Source organism: Streptomyces sp. UW30 (assembly GCF_008042075.1).
Taxonomy (GTDB): Bacteria; Actinomycetota; Actinomycetes; order Streptomycetales; family Streptomycetaceae; genus Streptomyces.
In genome coordinates this window covers 387,914-404,099 of the sequence record NZ_RDBN01000037.1, presented here as the reverse complement: position 1 = coordinate 404,099, position 16,186 = coordinate 387,914, and the positions used below count along the sequence as shown (strand labels likewise).

18 protein-coding genes and 1 riboswitch are annotated in these 16,186 nt (G+C 70.8%); of the genes, 9 read left to right on the top strand and 9 right to left on the bottom strand.

Going from position 1 to position 16,186, the window contains the following annotated elements; translation table 11 throughout:
• The 4 genes from EAO75_RS20450 to EAO75_RS20435 all read right to left on the bottom strand — a co-directional run.
• On the bottom strand, positions 1-509 hold a 509-nt coding region (locus EAO75_RS20450), incomplete at its 3' end, for a thiamine phosphate synthase (RefSeq protein WP_261989364.1).
• A gap of 392 nt (positions 510-901) precedes the next feature.
• Positions 902-1,273 (bottom strand): helix-turn-helix domain-containing protein, encoded by a 372-nt coding sequence (locus EAO75_RS20445; protein ID WP_147996510.1) that lies wholly within the window; start codon positions 1,271-1,273, stop codon positions 902-904.
• Between the two features lie 76 nt (positions 1,274-1,349).
• Positions 1,350-2,567 (bottom strand): NAD(P)/FAD-dependent oxidoreductase, encoded by a 1,218-nt coding sequence (locus tag EAO75_RS20440; protein WP_147996509.1) that lies wholly within the window; start codon positions 2,565-2,567, stop codon positions 1,350-1,352.
• 32 nt (positions 2,568-2,599) lie between these two features.
• Positions 2,600-2,950, bottom strand: coding sequence for a hypothetical protein (locus EAO75_RS20435; RefSeq protein ID WP_147996508.1), 351 nt, complete (start codon positions 2,948-2,950; stop codon positions 2,600-2,602).
• 52 nt (positions 2,951-3,002) lie between these two features.
• A riboswitch (TPP riboswitch) is annotated at positions 3,003-3,114 on the top strand.
• Between EAO75_RS20435 and thiO the strand changes: the two genes are divergently transcribed.
• The 6 genes from thiO (at position 3,112) to EAO75_RS20405 (ending at position 8,863) form a co-directional block, all read left to right on the top strand.
• Positions 3,112-4,278 (top strand): glycine oxidase ThiO, encoded by a 1,167-nt coding sequence (thiO, locus tag EAO75_RS20430; RefSeq protein WP_147996507.1) that lies wholly within the window; start codon positions 3,112-3,114, stop codon positions 4,276-4,278. (Overlaps the previous riboswitch by 3 nt.)
• Positions 4,275-4,487 carry a sulfur carrier protein ThiS gene (gene thiS / locus EAO75_RS20425; RefSeq protein WP_147996506.1) on the top strand — a complete coding sequence of 71 codons (213 nt, stop codon included), beginning with the start codon at positions 4,275-4,277 and terminating at the stop codon, positions 4,485-4,487. Before thiO ends, thiS begins: the two co-directional genes overlap by 4 nt.
• Positions 4,488-4,490: 3 nt before the next feature.
• Positions 4,491-5,285, top strand: a complete 795-nt coding sequence (locus tag EAO75_RS20420) for a thiazole synthase (RefSeq protein WP_147996505.1) — start codon at positions 4,491-4,493, stop codon at positions 5,283-5,285.
• Between the two features lie 118 nt (positions 5,286-5,403).
• On the top strand, positions 5,404-7,341 hold the full coding sequence (gene pknB / locus EAO75_RS20415; RefSeq protein WP_187284525.1) for a Stk1 family PASTA domain-containing Ser/Thr kinase: 1,938 nt from the start codon (positions 5,404-5,406) through the stop codon (positions 7,339-7,341).
• 66 nt (positions 7,342-7,407) lie between these two features.
• Positions 7,408-8,301 (top strand): deoxyribonuclease IV, encoded by an 894-nt coding sequence (locus EAO75_RS20410; protein WP_147996504.1) that lies wholly within the window; start codon positions 7,408-7,410, stop codon positions 8,299-8,301.
• A gap of 76 nt (positions 8,302-8,377) precedes the next feature.
• On the top strand, positions 8,378-8,863 hold the full coding sequence (locus EAO75_RS20405) for a DUF4396 domain-containing protein (RefSeq protein WP_147996503.1): 486 nt from the start codon (positions 8,378-8,380) through the stop codon (positions 8,861-8,863).
• Between the two features lie 23 nt (positions 8,864-8,886).
• On the opposite strand, the gene EAO75_RS20400 is transcribed toward EAO75_RS20405, so the two are convergent.
• Positions 8,887-9,519: a sulfite oxidase-like oxidoreductase gene (locus tag EAO75_RS20400; protein WP_147996502.1), complete on the bottom strand. Its 633-nt coding sequence runs from the start codon at positions 9,517-9,519 to the stop codon at positions 8,887-8,889.
• A gap of 175 nt (positions 9,520-9,694) precedes the next feature.
• Between EAO75_RS20400 and bfr the strand changes: the two genes are divergently transcribed.
• A complete protein-coding gene (gene bfr, locus EAO75_RS20395; RefSeq protein ID WP_030945116.1) occupies positions 9,695-10,171 on the top strand; it encodes a bacterioferritin in 477 nt (158 codons plus the stop codon).
• On the opposite strand, the gene EAO75_RS20390 is transcribed toward bfr, so the two are convergent.
• Together EAO75_RS20390 and EAO75_RS20385 are read right to left on the bottom strand one after the other, a co-directional pair.
• Positions 10,168-10,401: a bacterioferritin-associated ferredoxin gene (locus tag EAO75_RS20390; protein ID WP_261989453.1), complete on the bottom strand. Its 234-nt coding sequence runs from the start codon at positions 10,399-10,401 to the stop codon at positions 10,168-10,170. The genes bfr and EAO75_RS20390 overlap by 4 nt on opposite strands.
• Positions 10,402-10,544: 143 nt before the next feature.
• On the bottom strand, positions 10,545-11,897 hold the full coding sequence (locus tag EAO75_RS20385) for a class II 3-deoxy-7-phosphoheptulonate synthase (RefSeq protein ID WP_147996500.1): 1,353 nt from the start codon (positions 11,895-11,897) through the stop codon (positions 10,545-10,547).
• 103 nt (positions 11,898-12,000) lie between these two features.
• Between EAO75_RS20385 and EAO75_RS48640 the strand changes: the two genes are divergently transcribed.
• Together EAO75_RS48640 and EAO75_RS20375 are read left to right on the top strand one after the other, a co-directional pair.
• Positions 12,001-12,057: a trp operon leader peptide gene (locus tag EAO75_RS48640; RefSeq protein ID WP_071528813.1), complete on the top strand. Its 57-nt coding sequence runs from the start codon at positions 12,001-12,003 to the stop codon at positions 12,055-12,057.
• A 119-nt stretch (positions 12,058-12,176) separates the two neighbouring features.
• A complete protein-coding gene (locus EAO75_RS20375) occupies positions 12,177-14,057 on the top strand; it encodes an anthranilate synthase family protein (protein WP_147996498.1) in 1,881 nt (626 codons plus the stop codon).
• On the opposite strand, the gene EAO75_RS20370 is transcribed toward EAO75_RS20375, so the two are convergent.
• Positions 14,009-15,004: a 2-hydroxyacid dehydrogenase gene (locus EAO75_RS20370; protein WP_147996497.1), complete on the bottom strand. Its 996-nt coding sequence runs from the start codon at positions 15,002-15,004 to the stop codon at positions 14,009-14,011. The genes EAO75_RS20375 and EAO75_RS20370 overlap by 49 nt on opposite strands.
• An 86-nt stretch (positions 15,005-15,090) precedes the next feature.
• Positions 15,091-16,119: a 6-phosphofructokinase gene (locus EAO75_RS20365; RefSeq protein ID WP_147996496.1), complete on the bottom strand. Its 1,029-nt coding sequence runs from the start codon at positions 16,117-16,119 to the stop codon at positions 15,091-15,093.
• Positions 16,120-16,186: the final 67 nt, after the last annotated feature.

Sequence of the window (16,186 nt, the reverse complement as noted above, 5' to 3'; positions counted from 1 at the left end):
GGGTGGGCCAGCAGGGGCCGGTGCAGAAGTAGTCCACGCCCTCCTCGACGGCGGCCGCGTCGGCCTCGGAGGGTGGGCCAGCAGGGGCCGGTGCAGAAGTAGTCCACGCCCTCCTCGACGGCGGCCGCGTCGGCCTCGGAGTCGGCGTGCGTGGAGCGGCCGATCAGGACCTCGTCGCCGAGGATCGCGCGGGCGGCGGGCACCGGGAGGTCGCCCTGGCCGAGGTGGAGGACGTCGGCGCCGGCGGCGTGGGCCACGTCGGCCCGGTCATTGACGGCGAGGAGCTTGCCGTGCCGGGCGCAGGCGTCGGCGAAGACCTTCAGGTGCTCCAGTTCCTCGGCCGCCTCCATGCCCTTGTCCCGCAGCTGAACGATGTCGACGCCACCGGCCAGGGCGGCGTCCAGGAACTCCACGAGATCGCCCTGCGGCTTGCGGGCGTCGGTGCAGAGGTAGAGCCGGGCGTCGGCGAGCTGACTGCGGACGCTGCCCGCGGTGACGGTGTCGGACATACGGTGCCCCCTGTGATCGGGTTGCCGGGCGGGTGAGGTCGGGCGGGTGCCGGACGGAGGCACGGTAGCCGGGGCCGACGGCACGGCGGCCGGGGCCCAGGGCACGGTAGCCGGTGCCGGAGGTCGGCATCGGGTGGGTTCGGGGCTGGGCCGCGCTCGTGGGCTGATGGTGCTACACCCGGGCGCGCCTGCATGGCCAGTCGGCGTCCGCCCGGACATCGGTACGGACGCGGACAGGTCATACCGCCCCGGACACGGGTGCTGCACCCGGACACGGGTTCCGGCTCGCCGGCCACGGATTCCGGCCCCCGGCCGCGACCGCGGTCACCCGCGGCCGTGGCCCGGAGCCCCGGCCCGTACGCCGGACGGTTTTCGGATTCGCTTGTTTCGGATCAGACGGCGAGCGCCTGGGCGCGGCGCTTCACCTCCGTGCCGCGGTTCTCGCTGAGGGCCTGCGCGGGGGTACCGGGCAGGCTCTCGTCGGGGGTGAAGAGCCACTCCAGCATCTCTTCGTCCGTGAAGCCGTCGTCCCGCAGGAGCGTCAGGGTCCCGGTCAGGCCCTTGACGACCTTCTGCTCGGCCCCGTCGATGAAGGCGGCAGGGACGTGCAGTGCGCGGTTCTCACCACGGCGTACGGCGATGAGCTGGCCCTCCTTGACCAGCTGCCGGACGCGGGTCACCTCGACATCGAGCATCTCTGCGATGTCGGGCAGGGTGAGCCAGGCGGGGACGAGAGCATCGATCTTTGTGTCAATCTCGGTCACGGAAGCAAGCCTGCCATCTGCCACTGACAGTCGGAAGTCAGGCCGGTCCACCTGGGAGGGGCGTCACCGCGACGCGCTACGCAGTCGCCGCCTTCAGCGGCCTCGCCGGGTCCGTCAGCAGCTCCGCGTTCATCGGCGTGCCCGACTCGATCAGCCGCCGCCCTTGCGCGAGGTCCCTCGGCCGGCCCACCGCCAACAGGGCGACGAGGCGGTCGCCCCGCAGCCAGCAGACCGTCCAGGCCGGGCCGGACGGGTCGCCGCGCCACAGGGTCGTGTCGGCGGCCGCGTGGTGGCCGGCGTACTGGACGAAGCGGCCGAACTGCTCGGACCAGAAGTACGGCACGGGGTCGTAGACCGCGGAGGTCTGGCCGAGGATGTTGGCGGCGACCGTGCGCGGGCCCTGCAGGGCGTTGTCCCAGTGGTGGACCAGCAGACGCTCGCCGTAGCGCCCCGAGGGGAAGGAGGCGCAGTCGCCGACCGCATAGACGTCGGGCACCGACGTGCGCAGCCGGTCGTCGGCCACGACGTCGCCGTACGCGCCGAGCTCGACGCCCGAGCCGGCCAGCCAGGCCGTGGCGGGCCGGGCCCCGATGCCGACCACGACGGCGCCCGCGCGCAGCCGCGTGCCGTCGTCGAGGATCACCTCACCGGGTTCGACGCGCTCCACGCGCGCATGCGTGCGCAGCGCCGTCCCGCTGTCCTCGTACCAGGCGGTCATCGGCGCGGTCACCTCCGCCGGCAGCGCCCCCGCGAGCGGGCGGTCGGCGGCCTCCACGACCGTCACCGCGCAGCCCGCCTCGCGCGCGGCCGTGGCGAACTCGGCGCCGATCCAGCCGGCCCCGACGACGACGATGTCGTGCTGGCGGGCGAGCACCGGCCGCAGCCGCTCGGCGTCGTCCAGGGTGCGCAGCAGATGCACGCCGGGAACGCCCTCGGCGCCCGGCAGCCGGATCGGTTCGGCGCCGGTGGCGAGCACGAGGACGTCGTACGGGACGGGCCCGGTCTCGGTGTCCAGTTCGCGGTCGGCGACGCGTACGCCCAGCACCTCGCGGCCCAGCCGCAGGTCGATGCCGAGCGACTCGAAGTCGACGTCGAAGGCGGAGCCCTCGGCCTTGCCGAGCAGGACGGCCTTGGACAGGGGCGGCCGGTCGTACGGCTGGTGGGGCTCGGCGCCGATCAGGGTGACGGTGCCGGTGAAACCCTGTTCCCGAAGGGCGACCGCCGTCTGTACGCCGGCCATGCCGGCGCCGGCGACGACCACTGACCGCTGCGACTGCGTCGTCTGCTCGCTCACCTGATCACCATAGACAACTGACAATTCGTCAGTCAGGAGTCGTGCTCAGTGACCTGCTCCACAACACTGATGCCGCTGCCCGTCTGCGACTCCCACTCCCAGGTCTCCTCCAGCCGCACGCGTCCGTCGGCGAGCTCGACCACGCTCGACACGCAGTGGCCCGAGGACGTCGTCCCGTCCCGCTTCAGCTGCACGTACCGGAAGTCCAGCCGGTCACCGTCCCGGGTGCCCACGAGATGCCCGCGCACGACGTCTCCGCCCGCGTACTCGGCCCAGATCTCGCCGTCCTTCTCGTGGTACGTGAACCGGGTGCGGGTACCCACCTGACCTGGGGCTTGGTCGGCGACGGGGGCCAGGACGAGACCGTCGAGCGAGCGGGCCATGGGGTGAGGCTCCCTTACTGAGACTTATGGCGGCGGGCTAGGGTGGCCAACGTAGAGCACTCGCGGGAGCCCGGACGCACCGGGCTGAGAGGGAGGCTGGCGGCCTCCGACCGTACGAACCTGATCCGGGTCATGCCGGCGAAGGGAGGGGCTGGACGCCCATGTCGCGTACGCGAACGTCAGACGTCCTCGTCATCGGGGGCGGAATCATCGGCCTGGTCACGGCGTGGCGGGCCGCGCAGCGCGGGTTCACGACGGCCGTCGTGGATCCCGAGCCGGGCGGTGGCGCCGCCCAGGTGGCCGCCGGAATGCTGGCCGCCGTCACGGAACTGCACTACGGCGAGCAGACCCTGCTGGGTCTGAACCTCGCCTCGGCCCGCCGCTACCCGGCCTTCGCGGCCGAGCTCACCGAACTGACCGGCCATGACCTCGGCTACCGCCGGTGCGGCACCCTCGCCGTCGCCATGGACGCCGACGACCGCGCCCATCTGCGCGAACTGCACGCCCTGCAGCGCCAGTCGGGGCTGGACTCCGAGTGGCTGTCGGGGCGGGAGTGCCGGCGTCTGGAGCCCATGCTCGCGCCGGGGGTGCGCGGCGGGCTGCGGGTGGACGGCGACCACCAGATCGACCCGCGTCGGCTGGCCGGGGCCCTGGTGGTCGCGTGCGAGCGGGCGGGCGTGGTCTTCCACCGCGGCTGGGCCGAGCGCGTCGACGTCGTACGGGACCGGGCCGCCGGTGTCACCACGACGGACGGCACCGAGCTGGCCGCGGACCAGGTGGTCCTCGCGGCCGGCAGCCTCAGCGGGCGGCTGGCGGGCCTTCCCGACGACGTGCTGCCGCCCGTGCGCCCCGTGAAGGGGCAGGTGCTGCGGCTGACCGTGCCGAAGAGGTACGCGCCGTTCCTGAGCCGGACCGTGCGGGCCGTGGTGCGCGGCAGCCAGGTGTATCTCGTGCCGCGCGAGAGCGGGGAGCTGGTCGTCGGGGCGACGAGCGAGGAGCTGGGCTGGGACACGACGGTGACCGCGGGCGGTGTGTACGAGCTGCTGCGCGACGCCCACGAGTTGGTGCCGGGCATCACCGAACTGCCGCTCACGGAGACCCGGGCCGGTCTGCGCCCCGGCTCCCCCGACAACGCGCCGCTGCTCGGCCCCACCGAGCTGGCGGGGCTGTCGCTGGCCACGGGGCACTACCGCAACGGCGTGCTGCTCACGCCGGTCACCGGGGACGCCATGGCGCACGTCCTGGCCACCGGTGAACTTCCCGACGAGGCACGCGCGTTCACGCCCAGGCGCTTCACTCCCGCCGCACTCACGGAGCAGCCCGCATGAGCGTCCAGGTCACCATCTCGGTCAACGGCGAGCGTCGGCGCATCGAGCCCGGCACGGCTCTCGACACGCTCGTCCGGTCCGTCACCGCGGCGCCCTCCGGAGTGGCCGCCGCCCTCAACGAAACCGTCGTCCCGCGCACGCAGTGGCCGTCGACGCCCCTCTCCGAGGGAGACCGCGTCGAGGTCCTCACCGCCGTCCAAGGAGGCTGAACCATGGCCGACGATCCCTTTGTCATCGACGGTACGTCCTTCACGTCCCGGCTGATCATGGGCACGGGCGGAGCGCCCAGCCTGGATGTGCTGGAGCGGGCGCTGGTGGCGTCCGGGACGGAGCTGACGACGGTCGCGATGCGACGGGTGAACCCGTCGGTGCACGGCTCGGTGCTGTCCGTGCTGGAGAGGCTCGGGATCCGGGTGCTGCCGAACACGGCAGGGTGCTTCACGGCGGGAGAGGCCGTGCTGACGGCCCGCCTCGCGCGTGAGGCGCTCGGCACGGATCTGATCAAGCTGGAGGTCATCGCCGACGAGCGGACGCTGCTGCCGGATCCGATCGAGCTGCTGGACGCGGCGGAGACACTGGTGGACGACGGTTTCACCGTGCTGCCGTACACGAACGACGACCCGGTGCTGGCGCGGAAGCTTCAGGACGCCGGCTGCGCCGCGATCATGCCGCTGGGCTCCCCCATCGGGTCAGGCCTGGGCATCCGCAATCCGCACAACTTCCAGCTGATCGTGGAGCACGCGCGCGTGCCGGTGATTCTGGACGCGGGCGCCGGTACGGCCTCGGACGCGGCGCTCGCGATGGAGCTGGGGTGCGCGGGGGTGATGCTCGCCTCGGCGGTGACGCGGGCGCAGGAGCCGGTGCTGATGGCCGACGCGATGCGGCACGCGGTGGAGGCGGGACGGCTGGCGTACCGGGCGGGGCGCATCCCTCGGCGGCATTTCGCGGAGGCGTCGTCCCCCGCGCAGGGCATGGCGCGGCTGGATCCGGAGCGGCCCGCGTTCTGAACGCATGTTCGACGAAGGCATTCGGCCAGTGAGGCGTCCGTCACAGGTCGGCTCCAGTCCCGCTCCGATCACGCCCGAACGGGCGGGGCTGTCGGTGTCGGCTCGTACACTCGCCTGCGTGGATACGACCCTTCAGGACCCTCTGGTCGGGCAGGTGCTCGACGGCCGGTATCGCGTGGACGCGCGGATCGCCGTCGGCGGGATGGCCACGGTCTACCGGGCCCTGGACACCCGCCTGGACCGCGTGCTCGCGCTCAAGGTGATGCACCCCGCGCTGGCGGTGGACGGGTCGTTCGTCGACCGGTTCATCCGGGAGGCGAAGTCCGTCGCCCGTCTGGCCCACCCGAACGTGGTGCAGGTCTTCGACCAGGGCACCGACGGGTCGTACGTCTATCTGGCCATGGAGTACGTCGCCGGCTGCACCCTGCGCGACGTGCTGCGCGAGCGCGGGGCGCTCCAGCCCCGGGCCGCCCTGGACATCCTGGAGCCGGTGCTCGCCGCGCTCGGCGCCGCGCACCGCGCCGGGTTCGTGCACCGGGACATGAAGCCCGAGAACGTGTTGATAGGGGACGACGGCCGGGTCAAGGTCGCCGACTTCGGGCTCGTGCGGTCCGTGGACACCGTGACCAGCACCACCGGCGCCGTGCTCGGCACCGTCTCCTATCTCGCCCCCGAGCAGATAGAGCAGCCCGGCACCGCCGACGCCCGCGTCGACGTGTACGCGTGCGGTGTCGTCCTCTACGAGATGCTCACCGGCGAGAAGCCGCACGACGGGGACTCCCCCGCCGTGGTGCTCTACAAGCACCTGCACGAGGACGTCCCGCCGCCCTCGGCGATCGTGCCGGGGCTGGCGTACGAGCTCGACGAGCTGGTCGCGGCGGCCACCGCGCGCTCCCCGCAGATCCGCCCGCACGACGCCGTGGCGCTGCTCGCGCAGGCCCGCGAGACGCGCGCCGCGCTGAGCGCGGACCAGCTGGACGCGGTGCCTCCGCAGGCGCTCTCGGCGGAGCACAGCAACACCGACGACCGTACGAGCGTGATCCCGCGCGCGCTGAATATCCAGCGGCCGCTGCCGGTGAACGGGGACGAGCCGGAGGCCGTCTTCAACCGGACCAGCCGGCTGGAGACCCCGCCGCCTCCGCCGCCCGGGCACCGCTCGCACACCCGGCGCGCGCCGCGCGGCCCGATGGTGATCGTCGCCGCCGTCCTGCTGGCCCTCGGCCTCGGCGTCGGCATCTGGTACATCAACTCCGGCCAGTTCACCCAGGTCCCGCCGCTGCTGTCCAAGACCGAGGCGCAGGCCCGGGACCGGCTGGAGGAAGCCGGGCTCGAGGTCGGCAAGGTGGAGCGCGCCTACAGCGACACCGTCAAGCGCGGCACCGTCATCAGCACGGACCCGGACACGGGCGCCCGCATACGGCACAACGACTCCGTGAAGCTGGTCATCTCCGCGGGCCCGGAGACGGTGAAGGTGCCCGACGTCGAGGGCTACCCGCTGGCCAAGGCGAGGACCGAGCTGAAGGAGAGCGGCCTCCAACCGGGCATGGTGACCCGGGAGTTCAACGACGACGTCACGAGGGGCTCCGTGCTCTCCACGGAACCCGGGACCGGCACCGAGGTCCGCTCCGGCTCCGCGATCAAGCTGTCCGTCAGCAAGGGCAGCCCGGTGGACGTCCCCGACGTCACCGGCGAGGACCCGGCCGACGCCAGGGCCGAGCTGGAGGAGGCCGGCCTGAAGGTGAAGGTCGCCGCCGCGCGGGTCAACTCCGAGTTCGACGCGGGCCAGGTGGCGCAGCAGTCGCCGACGGAGGGCAAGCAGGCCGCCGAGGGCGACACGGTGACGCTGACGCTGTCCAAGGGCCCCGAGATGATCGAGGTCCCGGACGTGGTCGGCGACAGCGTCGACGACGCCACGGCCGCACTGGAGGCCGCCGGCTTCGAGGTCGACGAGGACCGCGGCCTGCTCGGGATCTTCGGCGACACGGTCAAGAAGCAGTCCGTCGACGGCGGGGAGACGGCACCCAAGGGGTCGACGATCACGATCACCATCCGGTGATCCACGCCGACGCCGGCGGCACCGGCCGGTGATCGGGCGGTCCGGATCGCATGACACCCTGAACGGGTGAGAAGTCAGCAGTCCGGCACCGCCCTTACGGGCCCGTCCCGCAACCCCGTGGGTGGCCATGTCCCCGTGGCCGGCGGCCTCAGTTCCGTCGGGCTCACCTACGCCCATGACCTCAGGGCCGAGACCGTCCAGGTCTTCGTCGCCAACCCGCGCGGCTGGGCCACGCCCGCCGGGAACCCGCGGCAGGACGAGGACTTCCGCGCGGTGTGCGAGGCCGAGTCGATCCCGGCGTACGTCCATGCCCCGTACCTGATCAACTTCGGCTCGCACACCGAGGCGACCGTGGAGAAGTCGGTGGAGTCACTGCGGCACTCACTGCGCCGCGGGCGGGAGATCGGCGCGCTCGGCGTCGTCGTGCACACGGGCAGCGCGACCGGCGGCCGGGAGCGTTCGGTGGCCCTGAAGCAGGTACGGGAGTACATGCTTCCGCTGCTGGACGAGCTGACCCACGACGACGACCCGTTCCTGCTGCTGGAGTCGACGGCGGGTCAGGGCTTTTCGCTCTGCTCCCGGACCTGGGACTTCGGGCCGTACTTCGAGGCGCTGGACGCCCATCCGAAGCTGGGCGTGTGCCTGGACACCTGCCACATCTTCGCCGCCGGCCACGACCTGACCGGCCCGTCCGGCATGCACCAGACCCTCGACCTGCTGGTGGACACCGTCGGCGAGGGCCGGCTGAAGCTGATCCACGCCAATGACTCCAAGGACGTCGTCGGCGCCCACAAGGACCGCCACGAGAACATCGGCGCAGGTCACATCGGCGAGGACCCGTTCCGGGCGCTGATGACGCACCCGGCCACCGAGGGCGTACCGCTGATCATCGAGACGCCCGGCGGGAAGGAAGGGCACGCGGCGGACGTGGAGCGGCTGAAAAAACTTCGCGACGCATAGCCCGCTTCGGAATACCCCAGGGGGGTATACGGTTCTTGCTCGGTGCAGGAACCGTGACCTGACATTGGGGGCAGTGATGCAGCACGAAGCACACACGGCACACGATCACCATCAGCAGGCGGTCGCCGCCGGCAGCTGGACGATGGCCGTCCAGGCCACCCTGCACTGCCTCACCGGCTGTGCCATCGGTGAGGTGCTGGGCATGGTGATCGGCACCGCGCTCGGCTGGGGCAACGTGCCGACGCTGATCCTGGCGATCGTCCTGGCCTTCTTCTTCGGTTACGCGCTCACCCTGCGCGGCGTCCTGAAGGCGGGCGTCGACCTGCGGACCGCGCTCAAGGTGGCGCTGGCGGCGGACACCCTGTCCATCGCCGTGATGGAGCTGGTCGACAACGGTGTGATCGTGCTGTGGCCGGGCGCCATGGACGCCGGGCTCACCGACCCGCTGTTCTGGTGGGTGCTGGCGATCGCACTGGCCGTCGCCTTCGCCCTCACCACACCGGTCAACAAGTGGATGATCGGCCGCGGCAAGGGGCACGCGGTGGTGCACCAGTACCACTGACGCCCGGCGAAAGGGACCAGGAGTCAGAGCTCGGGGCCGTCCCCGGGCTCTTCCTGGTAGGAGTAGCGCTGTTCCTGCCACGGGTCGCCGAGGTTGTGGTAGCCGCGCTCCTCCCAGAAGCCGCGGCGGTCGGCGGTCATGTACTCCACGCCACGGACCCACTTGGGCCCCTTCCAGGCGTACAGATGGGGGACGACCAGACGGAGGGGGAATCCGTGCTCCGCCGTGAGCAGCTCGCCGTCCTTGTGGGTGGCGAAGATCGTGCGCTCGGAGGCGAAGTCGGCGAGGCGGAGGTTGGAGCTGAAGCCGTACTCCGCCCAGACCATCACATGAGTGACGGCAGGTGCGGGCGGGGCGATCTCCAGGATCGCCCGCGCCGGGATGCCGCCCCACTCGGCACCGAGCATGCTGAACTTCGTGACGCAGTGCAGATCGGCCACGACGGTCGTGTACGGCAGGGCCGCGAACTCCTCGTGGGTCCAGCAGTGCTTCTCGCCGTCGGCGGTGGCCCCGAACACCCTGAACTCCCAGCGTTCGGGCCGGAACTTCGGGACCGGGCCGTAGTGCGTGACCGGCCAGCCACGCTGGACGCGCTGCCCCGGCGGGAGCTCGGAGTGTGCTGCTGCTCCGCTTTCGCTCTCCACCGGCTGACCCATGACTCCATCCTGACAGACCTGAAGCAGTGCACCTGACCCCGCCCTCGACAATTGCCGTCAAACAGGACTAAGCATGCACTTACTTACTAAGTGAAGACTTACTGGACGATCTTTGTCGCCGGTGCAATCATGCGGCGCAACCTGCCAGTTCCCCCGCTTGGAAGGAGCCTCTGCGATGCAGGGCGACCCCGAGGTCCTCGAATTCCTGAACGAGCAGCTGACCGGCGAGCTCACCGCGATCAACCAGTACTGGCTGCACTACCGGATCCAGGACAACAAAGGCTGGACCAAGCTCGCCAAGTACACGCGTGAAGAGTCCATCGATGAGATGAAGCACGCGGACAAGCTGACCGAGCGCATCCTCATGCTGGACGGCCTGCCCAACTACCAGCGGCTGTTCCACGTCCGGGTCGGCCAGACGGTGACCGAGATGTTCCAGGCCGACCGGCAGGTCGAGGTCGAGGCGATCGACCGCCTCAAGCGCGGCATCGAGGTGATGCGCAACAAGGGCGACATCACGTCCGCGAACATCTTCGAGTCGATCCTCGAGGACGAGGAGCACCACATCGACTACCTGGACACACAGCTGGAGCTCATCGAGAAGCTCGGTGAGGCGCTCTACCTCGCGCAGCAGATCGAGCAGCCGAGCTAGGCAGCGTCCTTCAGCCGGGCGAGCACCTGCTTGCCCTGCTCCGCCAGCTCACGGCGGGGGCACGCGCCCCTGCCCAGGAGCGTCTGGATCTGGCGTACGCACGAGCCGCAGTCCGTGCCGGCCTTGCTGGCCGACGCTATCTGGCGGGGGGTGCAGGCACCGTCCTCCGCGTGCTTCTTGACCTGCTCCTCGGTGATGCCGAAGCAACTGCATACGTACACGCGGTTCACCTCCCGGCGGGATCGATGCGCCATCCCCTTGATCGGTGAGGCAAACCTAACCTTACCCGCCAGACAGGAACCGTAAAAGTGGGGTGGGGCGCGGATCGTATGTGATCCGCGCCCCACCCCCGTGCATGTAATGACCGAACCGGCTACTGGTCCCTGTACATCTCGGCGACGAGGAAGGCCAGGTCAAGCGACTGGCTGCGGTTGAGCCGCGGGTCGCAGGCCGTCTCGTAGCGCTGGTGCAGGTCGTCGACGAAGATCTCGTCGCCGCCGCCCACGCACTCGGTGACGTCGTCACCGGTGAGCTCCACGTGGATGCCGCCCGGGTGGGTGCCGAGGCCCTTGTGGACCTCGAAGAAGCCCTTGACCTCGTCGAGCACGTCGTCGAAGCGGCGGGTCTTGTGACCGGAGGCCGCCTCGAAGGTGTTGCCGTGCATCGGGTCGGTCACCCAGGCCACGGTGGCGCCGGAGGCGGTGACCTTCTCGATCAGCTCGGGAAGTCGGTCACGGACCTTGTCGGCGCCCATGCGGACGATGAAGGTCAGCCGGCCCGGCTCGCGGTCCGGGTCGAGGCGGTCGATGTACTGGAGCGCCTCCTCGGCCGTCGTCGTCGGGCCGAGCTTGATGCCGATCGGGTTGCGGATCTTCGAGGCGAACTCGATGTGCGCGTGGTCCAGCTGCCGGGTGCGCTCACCGACCCACACCATGTGCGCCGAGACGTCGTACAGGCGCCCGGTGCGGGAGTCGACCCTGGTCAGCGCGGACTCGTAGTCGAGCAGCAGCGCCTCGTGCGAGGAGTAGAACTCGACCGTCTTGAACTCCTCCGGGTCGGCCCCGCAGGCGTGCATGAAGTTGAGCGCCTGGTCGATCTCGCGGGCGAGCTGCTCGTAGCGCTGGCCCGACGGGGACGACTTCACGAAGTCCTGGTTCCAGGCGTGCACCTGCCGCAGGTCGGCGTAGCCGCCGGTGGTGAAGGCGCGCACCAGGTTGAGCGTGGAGGCGGAGGCGTTGTACATCCGCTTCAGGCGCTCGGGGTCCGGGATGCGGGCGGCCTCGTTGAAGTCGAAGCCGTTGACGGAGTCGCCGCGGTAGGTCGGCAGGGTCACGCCGTCGCGGGTCTCGGTGCCCTTGGAGCGCGGCTTGGAGTACTGGCCGGCGATGCGGCCGACCTTCACCACGGGGACGGACGCGGCGTACGTCAGCACGGCGCCCATCTGGAGCAGCGTCTTGAGCTTGTTGCGGATCTGGTCGGCGGACACCGCGTCGAATGCCTCGGCGCAGTCGCCGCCCTGGAGGAGGAACGCCTCTCCCTTGGCGACGGCCGCCATCCGGGCGCGCAGCTGGTCGCACTCGCCCGCGAAGACGAGCGGCGGATACGACTCGAGGTCCGCGATCACTGCGCGCAGAGCCTCGGTGTCGGGGTACTCGGGCTGCTGCGCCGCGGGCAGGTCTCGCCAGGTGTTGCCAGCGCTCGCGCTGGTCTTAGCGTTCACGGTCACGCCTCAACATTACGGGGTCGTGTCGGGCGTCCAGCCCCATGCCCAGCAATTGAGACACGGGGTACACGACTCGGACACCTGCACATGGGGTAGGGTGCGTCGCATGTTCGCGCACTCGACCCAGAACTGGTGGTGGACCGCTCATCCGGCGGCCCACTGACTGCGCGTACGACAGACTTCGCGAAGGCCGCCCGAGGGGCGGCCTTCGGCGTTTTTCGGGGTCGCTCCTCTCCATCGAATCCACGGATCCTCGGATCCACGGAGAAGGAGCAAGGACCCATGAACCTGCTCGGCTTGCCGGACGATCCCCGCCCGTTCGCCCTGCTGCGCCGCCGCACCCCGGGCCACGATCACGAGACCGTGGAGGTCATGATCGGCCCGGTCACTAGCTACGACCGCCTGGCCGACCTCCCCGACGAGGGCCTCGCGCTGGTCCCCTTCCGACAGATCCGCGAGCGCGGCTTCGACGTCCGCGACGACGGCACACCGCTGACGGTGCTGACCCCCGAGGAGTCGTACGCCATCCCGCTGGCCGAAGCCCTGGAGCAGCTCCCGGCGCACGACGTGCGCGTCGAGGGCGGTGGCTTCGACGTCGGCGACGAGGAATACGCGGAGATCGTCGGGCGTGTCCTGCGGGACGAGATCGGGCGGGGCGAGGGCGCGAACTTCGTGATCCGGCGGACGTACGAGGGCGGGATCCCGGGGTTCGGACGGGCCGACGCGCTGGCGCTGTTCCGGCGGCTGCTGGTGGGTGAGCGGGGGGCGTACTGGACGTTCGTCGTGCACACCGGGGATCGCACGCTGGTCGGGGCGAGCCCCGAGGTGCATGTGCGGATGTCCGGCGGGACCGTCGTCATGAACCCGATCAGCGGGACGTACCGCTATCCCGCCGAGGGGCCCACTCCCGAGCACCTGCTCGACTTCCTCGCCGACGGCAAGGAGATCGAGGAGCTGTCGATGGTCGTCGACGAGGAGCTCAAGATGATGTGCACCGTCGGCGACATGGGCGGGGTCGTCGTCGGACCCCGGCTGAAGGAGATGGCGCACCTCGCGCACACCGAGTACGAGCTGCGCGGGAAGTCCTCGCTGGATGTGCGCGAGGTCCTGAAGGAGACGATGTTCGCGGCCACCGTGACCGGCTCGCCCGTGCAGAACGCCTGCCGGGTCATCGAGCGGCACGAGGTCGGCGGGCGCGGGTACTACGCGGGGGCGCTGGCGCTCATCGGCCGGGACTCCGGCGGGGCCCAGACCCTCGACTCCCCCATCCTCATCCGCACCGCCGACATCGACGCCGGCGGCGGGCTGCGGGTGCCGGTCGGCGCGACCCTCGTGCGTGGCTCGGACCCGGCGGGCGAGGTCGCGGAGACCCACGCGAAGGCGGCGGGTGTGCTGGCGGCCCTGGGCGTACGTCCGGCCGGGCCGCGCGCGGAGGGGACCCGTCCCAGCCTCGCCGACGACCCACGCGTGCGTGCCGCGCTCGACGGGCGCCGGGCCTCGCTCGCCCCCTTCTGGCTGCGGATGCAGGAGCGGTCCGCGGAGCTCGCCGGGCACGCGCTGGTCGTCGACGGCGAGGACACCTTCACGGCGATGCTGGCGCACGTGCTGCGGTCGAGCGGCCTGGAGGTGACCGTGCGGCGCTACGACGAACCCGGGCTGCGCGCGGCCGTGCGTGCGCACGAGGGGCCGATCGTGCTGGGACCCGGGCCGGGCGACCCTTGCGACCTCGACGACCCGAAGATGCGCCTGCTGCGCGACCTCACGGCCGAGGTCGTCCGCAACCACTCGCACGGCGTGCTCGGCGTCTGCCTCGGCCATGAGCTGATCGCGGCCGAGCTGGGGCTGGACATCGTGCGCAAGGAAGTGCCGTACCAGGGCGCGCAGACGACGATCGACCTGTTCGGACGGCCGGAGACGGTCGGCTTCTACAACAGCTTCGTGGCCCGCTGCGACGACGAGGCGTACGCGGAGCTCGCCGATCACGGCATCGAGGTCAGCCGGGCCGACAACGGCGAGGTGCATGCCGTGCGCGGCCCGGGGTTCGCCGGGGTGCAGTTCCACCCGGAGTCGGTCCTGACGCTGAACGGCGCCGCCGTGGTGCGCGATCTGGTGGGTCAGCTGCGGGGCACGAGCACGTTCTCGGAGCGGCGGCCCGCCTTGTAGTCGAGGACGTTCTTCAGCGTGGTCTCGACGATCTGGCCGACGGCGTCCTCGGTGTAGTACGCCTGGTGCGAGGTGACCAGGACGTTCGGGAAGGTGACGAGGCGGGCCAGGGTGTCGTCCTCGACGGCCTGGAGGGACTTGTCGTGGAAGAAGAGCCCGGCCTCCGCCTCGTAGACGTCGAGGCCGACCCCCGTGAAACGGCCCTCGCGCAGCTCGGCGACGAGGGCCGCGGTGTCGATGAGGCCGCCGCGGCTGGAGTTGACCAGGATCGCGTCGTCCTTCATCGCCTTCAGGGCGTCGGCGTCGATCAGCCGGCTCGTCTCCGGCATCAGCGGCACATGCAGGCTGACCAGGTCCGACTCGGCGAGGAGGCGTTCCTTGGGGACGTAGCGCATACCCAGCTGCATACAGGCGGGGTTCTCGGCGACATCCCAGCCGAGCAGGTTCATGCCGAAGCCGCGGGCGATGCGGGCGAAGGCCTCGCCGATCTTGCCGGTGCCGAGGACGCCGGCGGTGCGGCCGTGCATGTCGCGGCCCATCAGGCCGTCGAGGCGGAAGTCGAAGTCACGCGTGCGCGTGGAGGCGCGCACGATACGGCGGTTGACCGCCATGGCGAGGGTCCAGGCGAACTCGGCCACGGAGTGGGGCGAGTAGGAGGAGACCCGGGAGACGGTCATGGCGAGGCGCTCGGCGACCTTGAGGTCGATGTTGTTGAAGCCGGTCGAGCGCTGGGCGACCATCCGGGTGCCGCCGGCCGCGAGGGTCTGCAGGACGTGGTTGCCGAGGTCGCAGTTGACGCTGGTGCAGACGACCTCGTAGCCGGCCGCGATGGGGGCGGTGTCCTCGCTGAGGAAGACGTCCAGGCAGCGGACGTCGTGGTGGCCCCGGAAGGCCTGCTCGATCAGGGGCTTCTCGTCCGCCTGCACGCCGAAGGCGAGAATCTCCACGGCTGCTCCCGTTTCATAGGGCCATGGGCCGAATATACGGCCCATGACCCCATGCCGCCGGGCGGAAAGCGGTCACCTCGGACAGGTCAGCCGAAGAACACCCCGACCTCGTCGTACAGCTTCGGATCGACCGTCTTCAGCTTGGCCGTGGCGTGCGCGATCGGGACGCGGACGATGTCCGTGCCGCGCAGGGCGACCATCTTGCCGAAGTCGCCGTCGTGCACGGCCTCGATGGCGTGCAGCCCGAAGCGGGTGGCCAGCCAGCGGTCGAAGGCGCTCGGGGTGCCGCCGCGCTGGATGTGCCCGAGGACCGTGGTACGGGCCTCCTTGCCCGTCCGCCTCTCGATCTCCTTGGCCAGCCACTCGCCGACCCCGGACAGCCGGACGTGTCCGAAGGAGTCCATCGACTCGTCCTTCAGCACCATGTCGCCGTCCTTGGGCATGGCGCCCTCGGCGACGACCACGATCGGGGCGTACGACGCCTTGAAGCGCGAGGTGATCCAGGCGCAGACCTTGTCGACGTCGAAGCGCTGCTCGGGAATGAGGATGACGTTGGCTCCGCCGGCCAGCCCGGAGTGGATGGCGATCCAGCCGGCGTGACGGCCCATCACCTCGCAGACCAGGACGCGCATATGGGACTCGGCGGTGGTGTGCAGCCGGTCGATGGCCTCGGTGGCGATGCCGACGGCGGTGTCGAAGCCGAAGGTGTAGTCGGTGGCGGACAGGTCGTTGTCGATGGTCTTCGGCACGCCGACGCAGGGCACGCCGTAGTCGTCGGACAGGCGGGTGGCGACGCCGAGGGTGTCCTCGCCGCCGATGACGATGAGCGCCTCGACCTCCTGCTTGGCGAGGTTCTCCTTGATACGGCGGATGCCGTCGTCCTGCTTCAGGGGGTTGGTGCGCGAGGAGCCGAGGATGGTGCCGCCGCGGGGCAGGATGCCACGCACGGCGGGGATGTCGAGACGGACGGTGTCGTTCTCGAGCGGACCTCGCCAGCCGTCCCGGAAGCCGACGAAGTCATAGCCGTATTCCTGCACGCCCTTGCGGACGACGGCCCGGATGACGGCGTTGAGACCGGGGCAGTCGCCGCCTCCGGTCAGTACTCCGACCCGCATGGAAAAGTCCCTTCGCCGCGGTTGCCTGGTGAGGCCACGCTAATGGTGAGCCACGTCACAGCGGGAT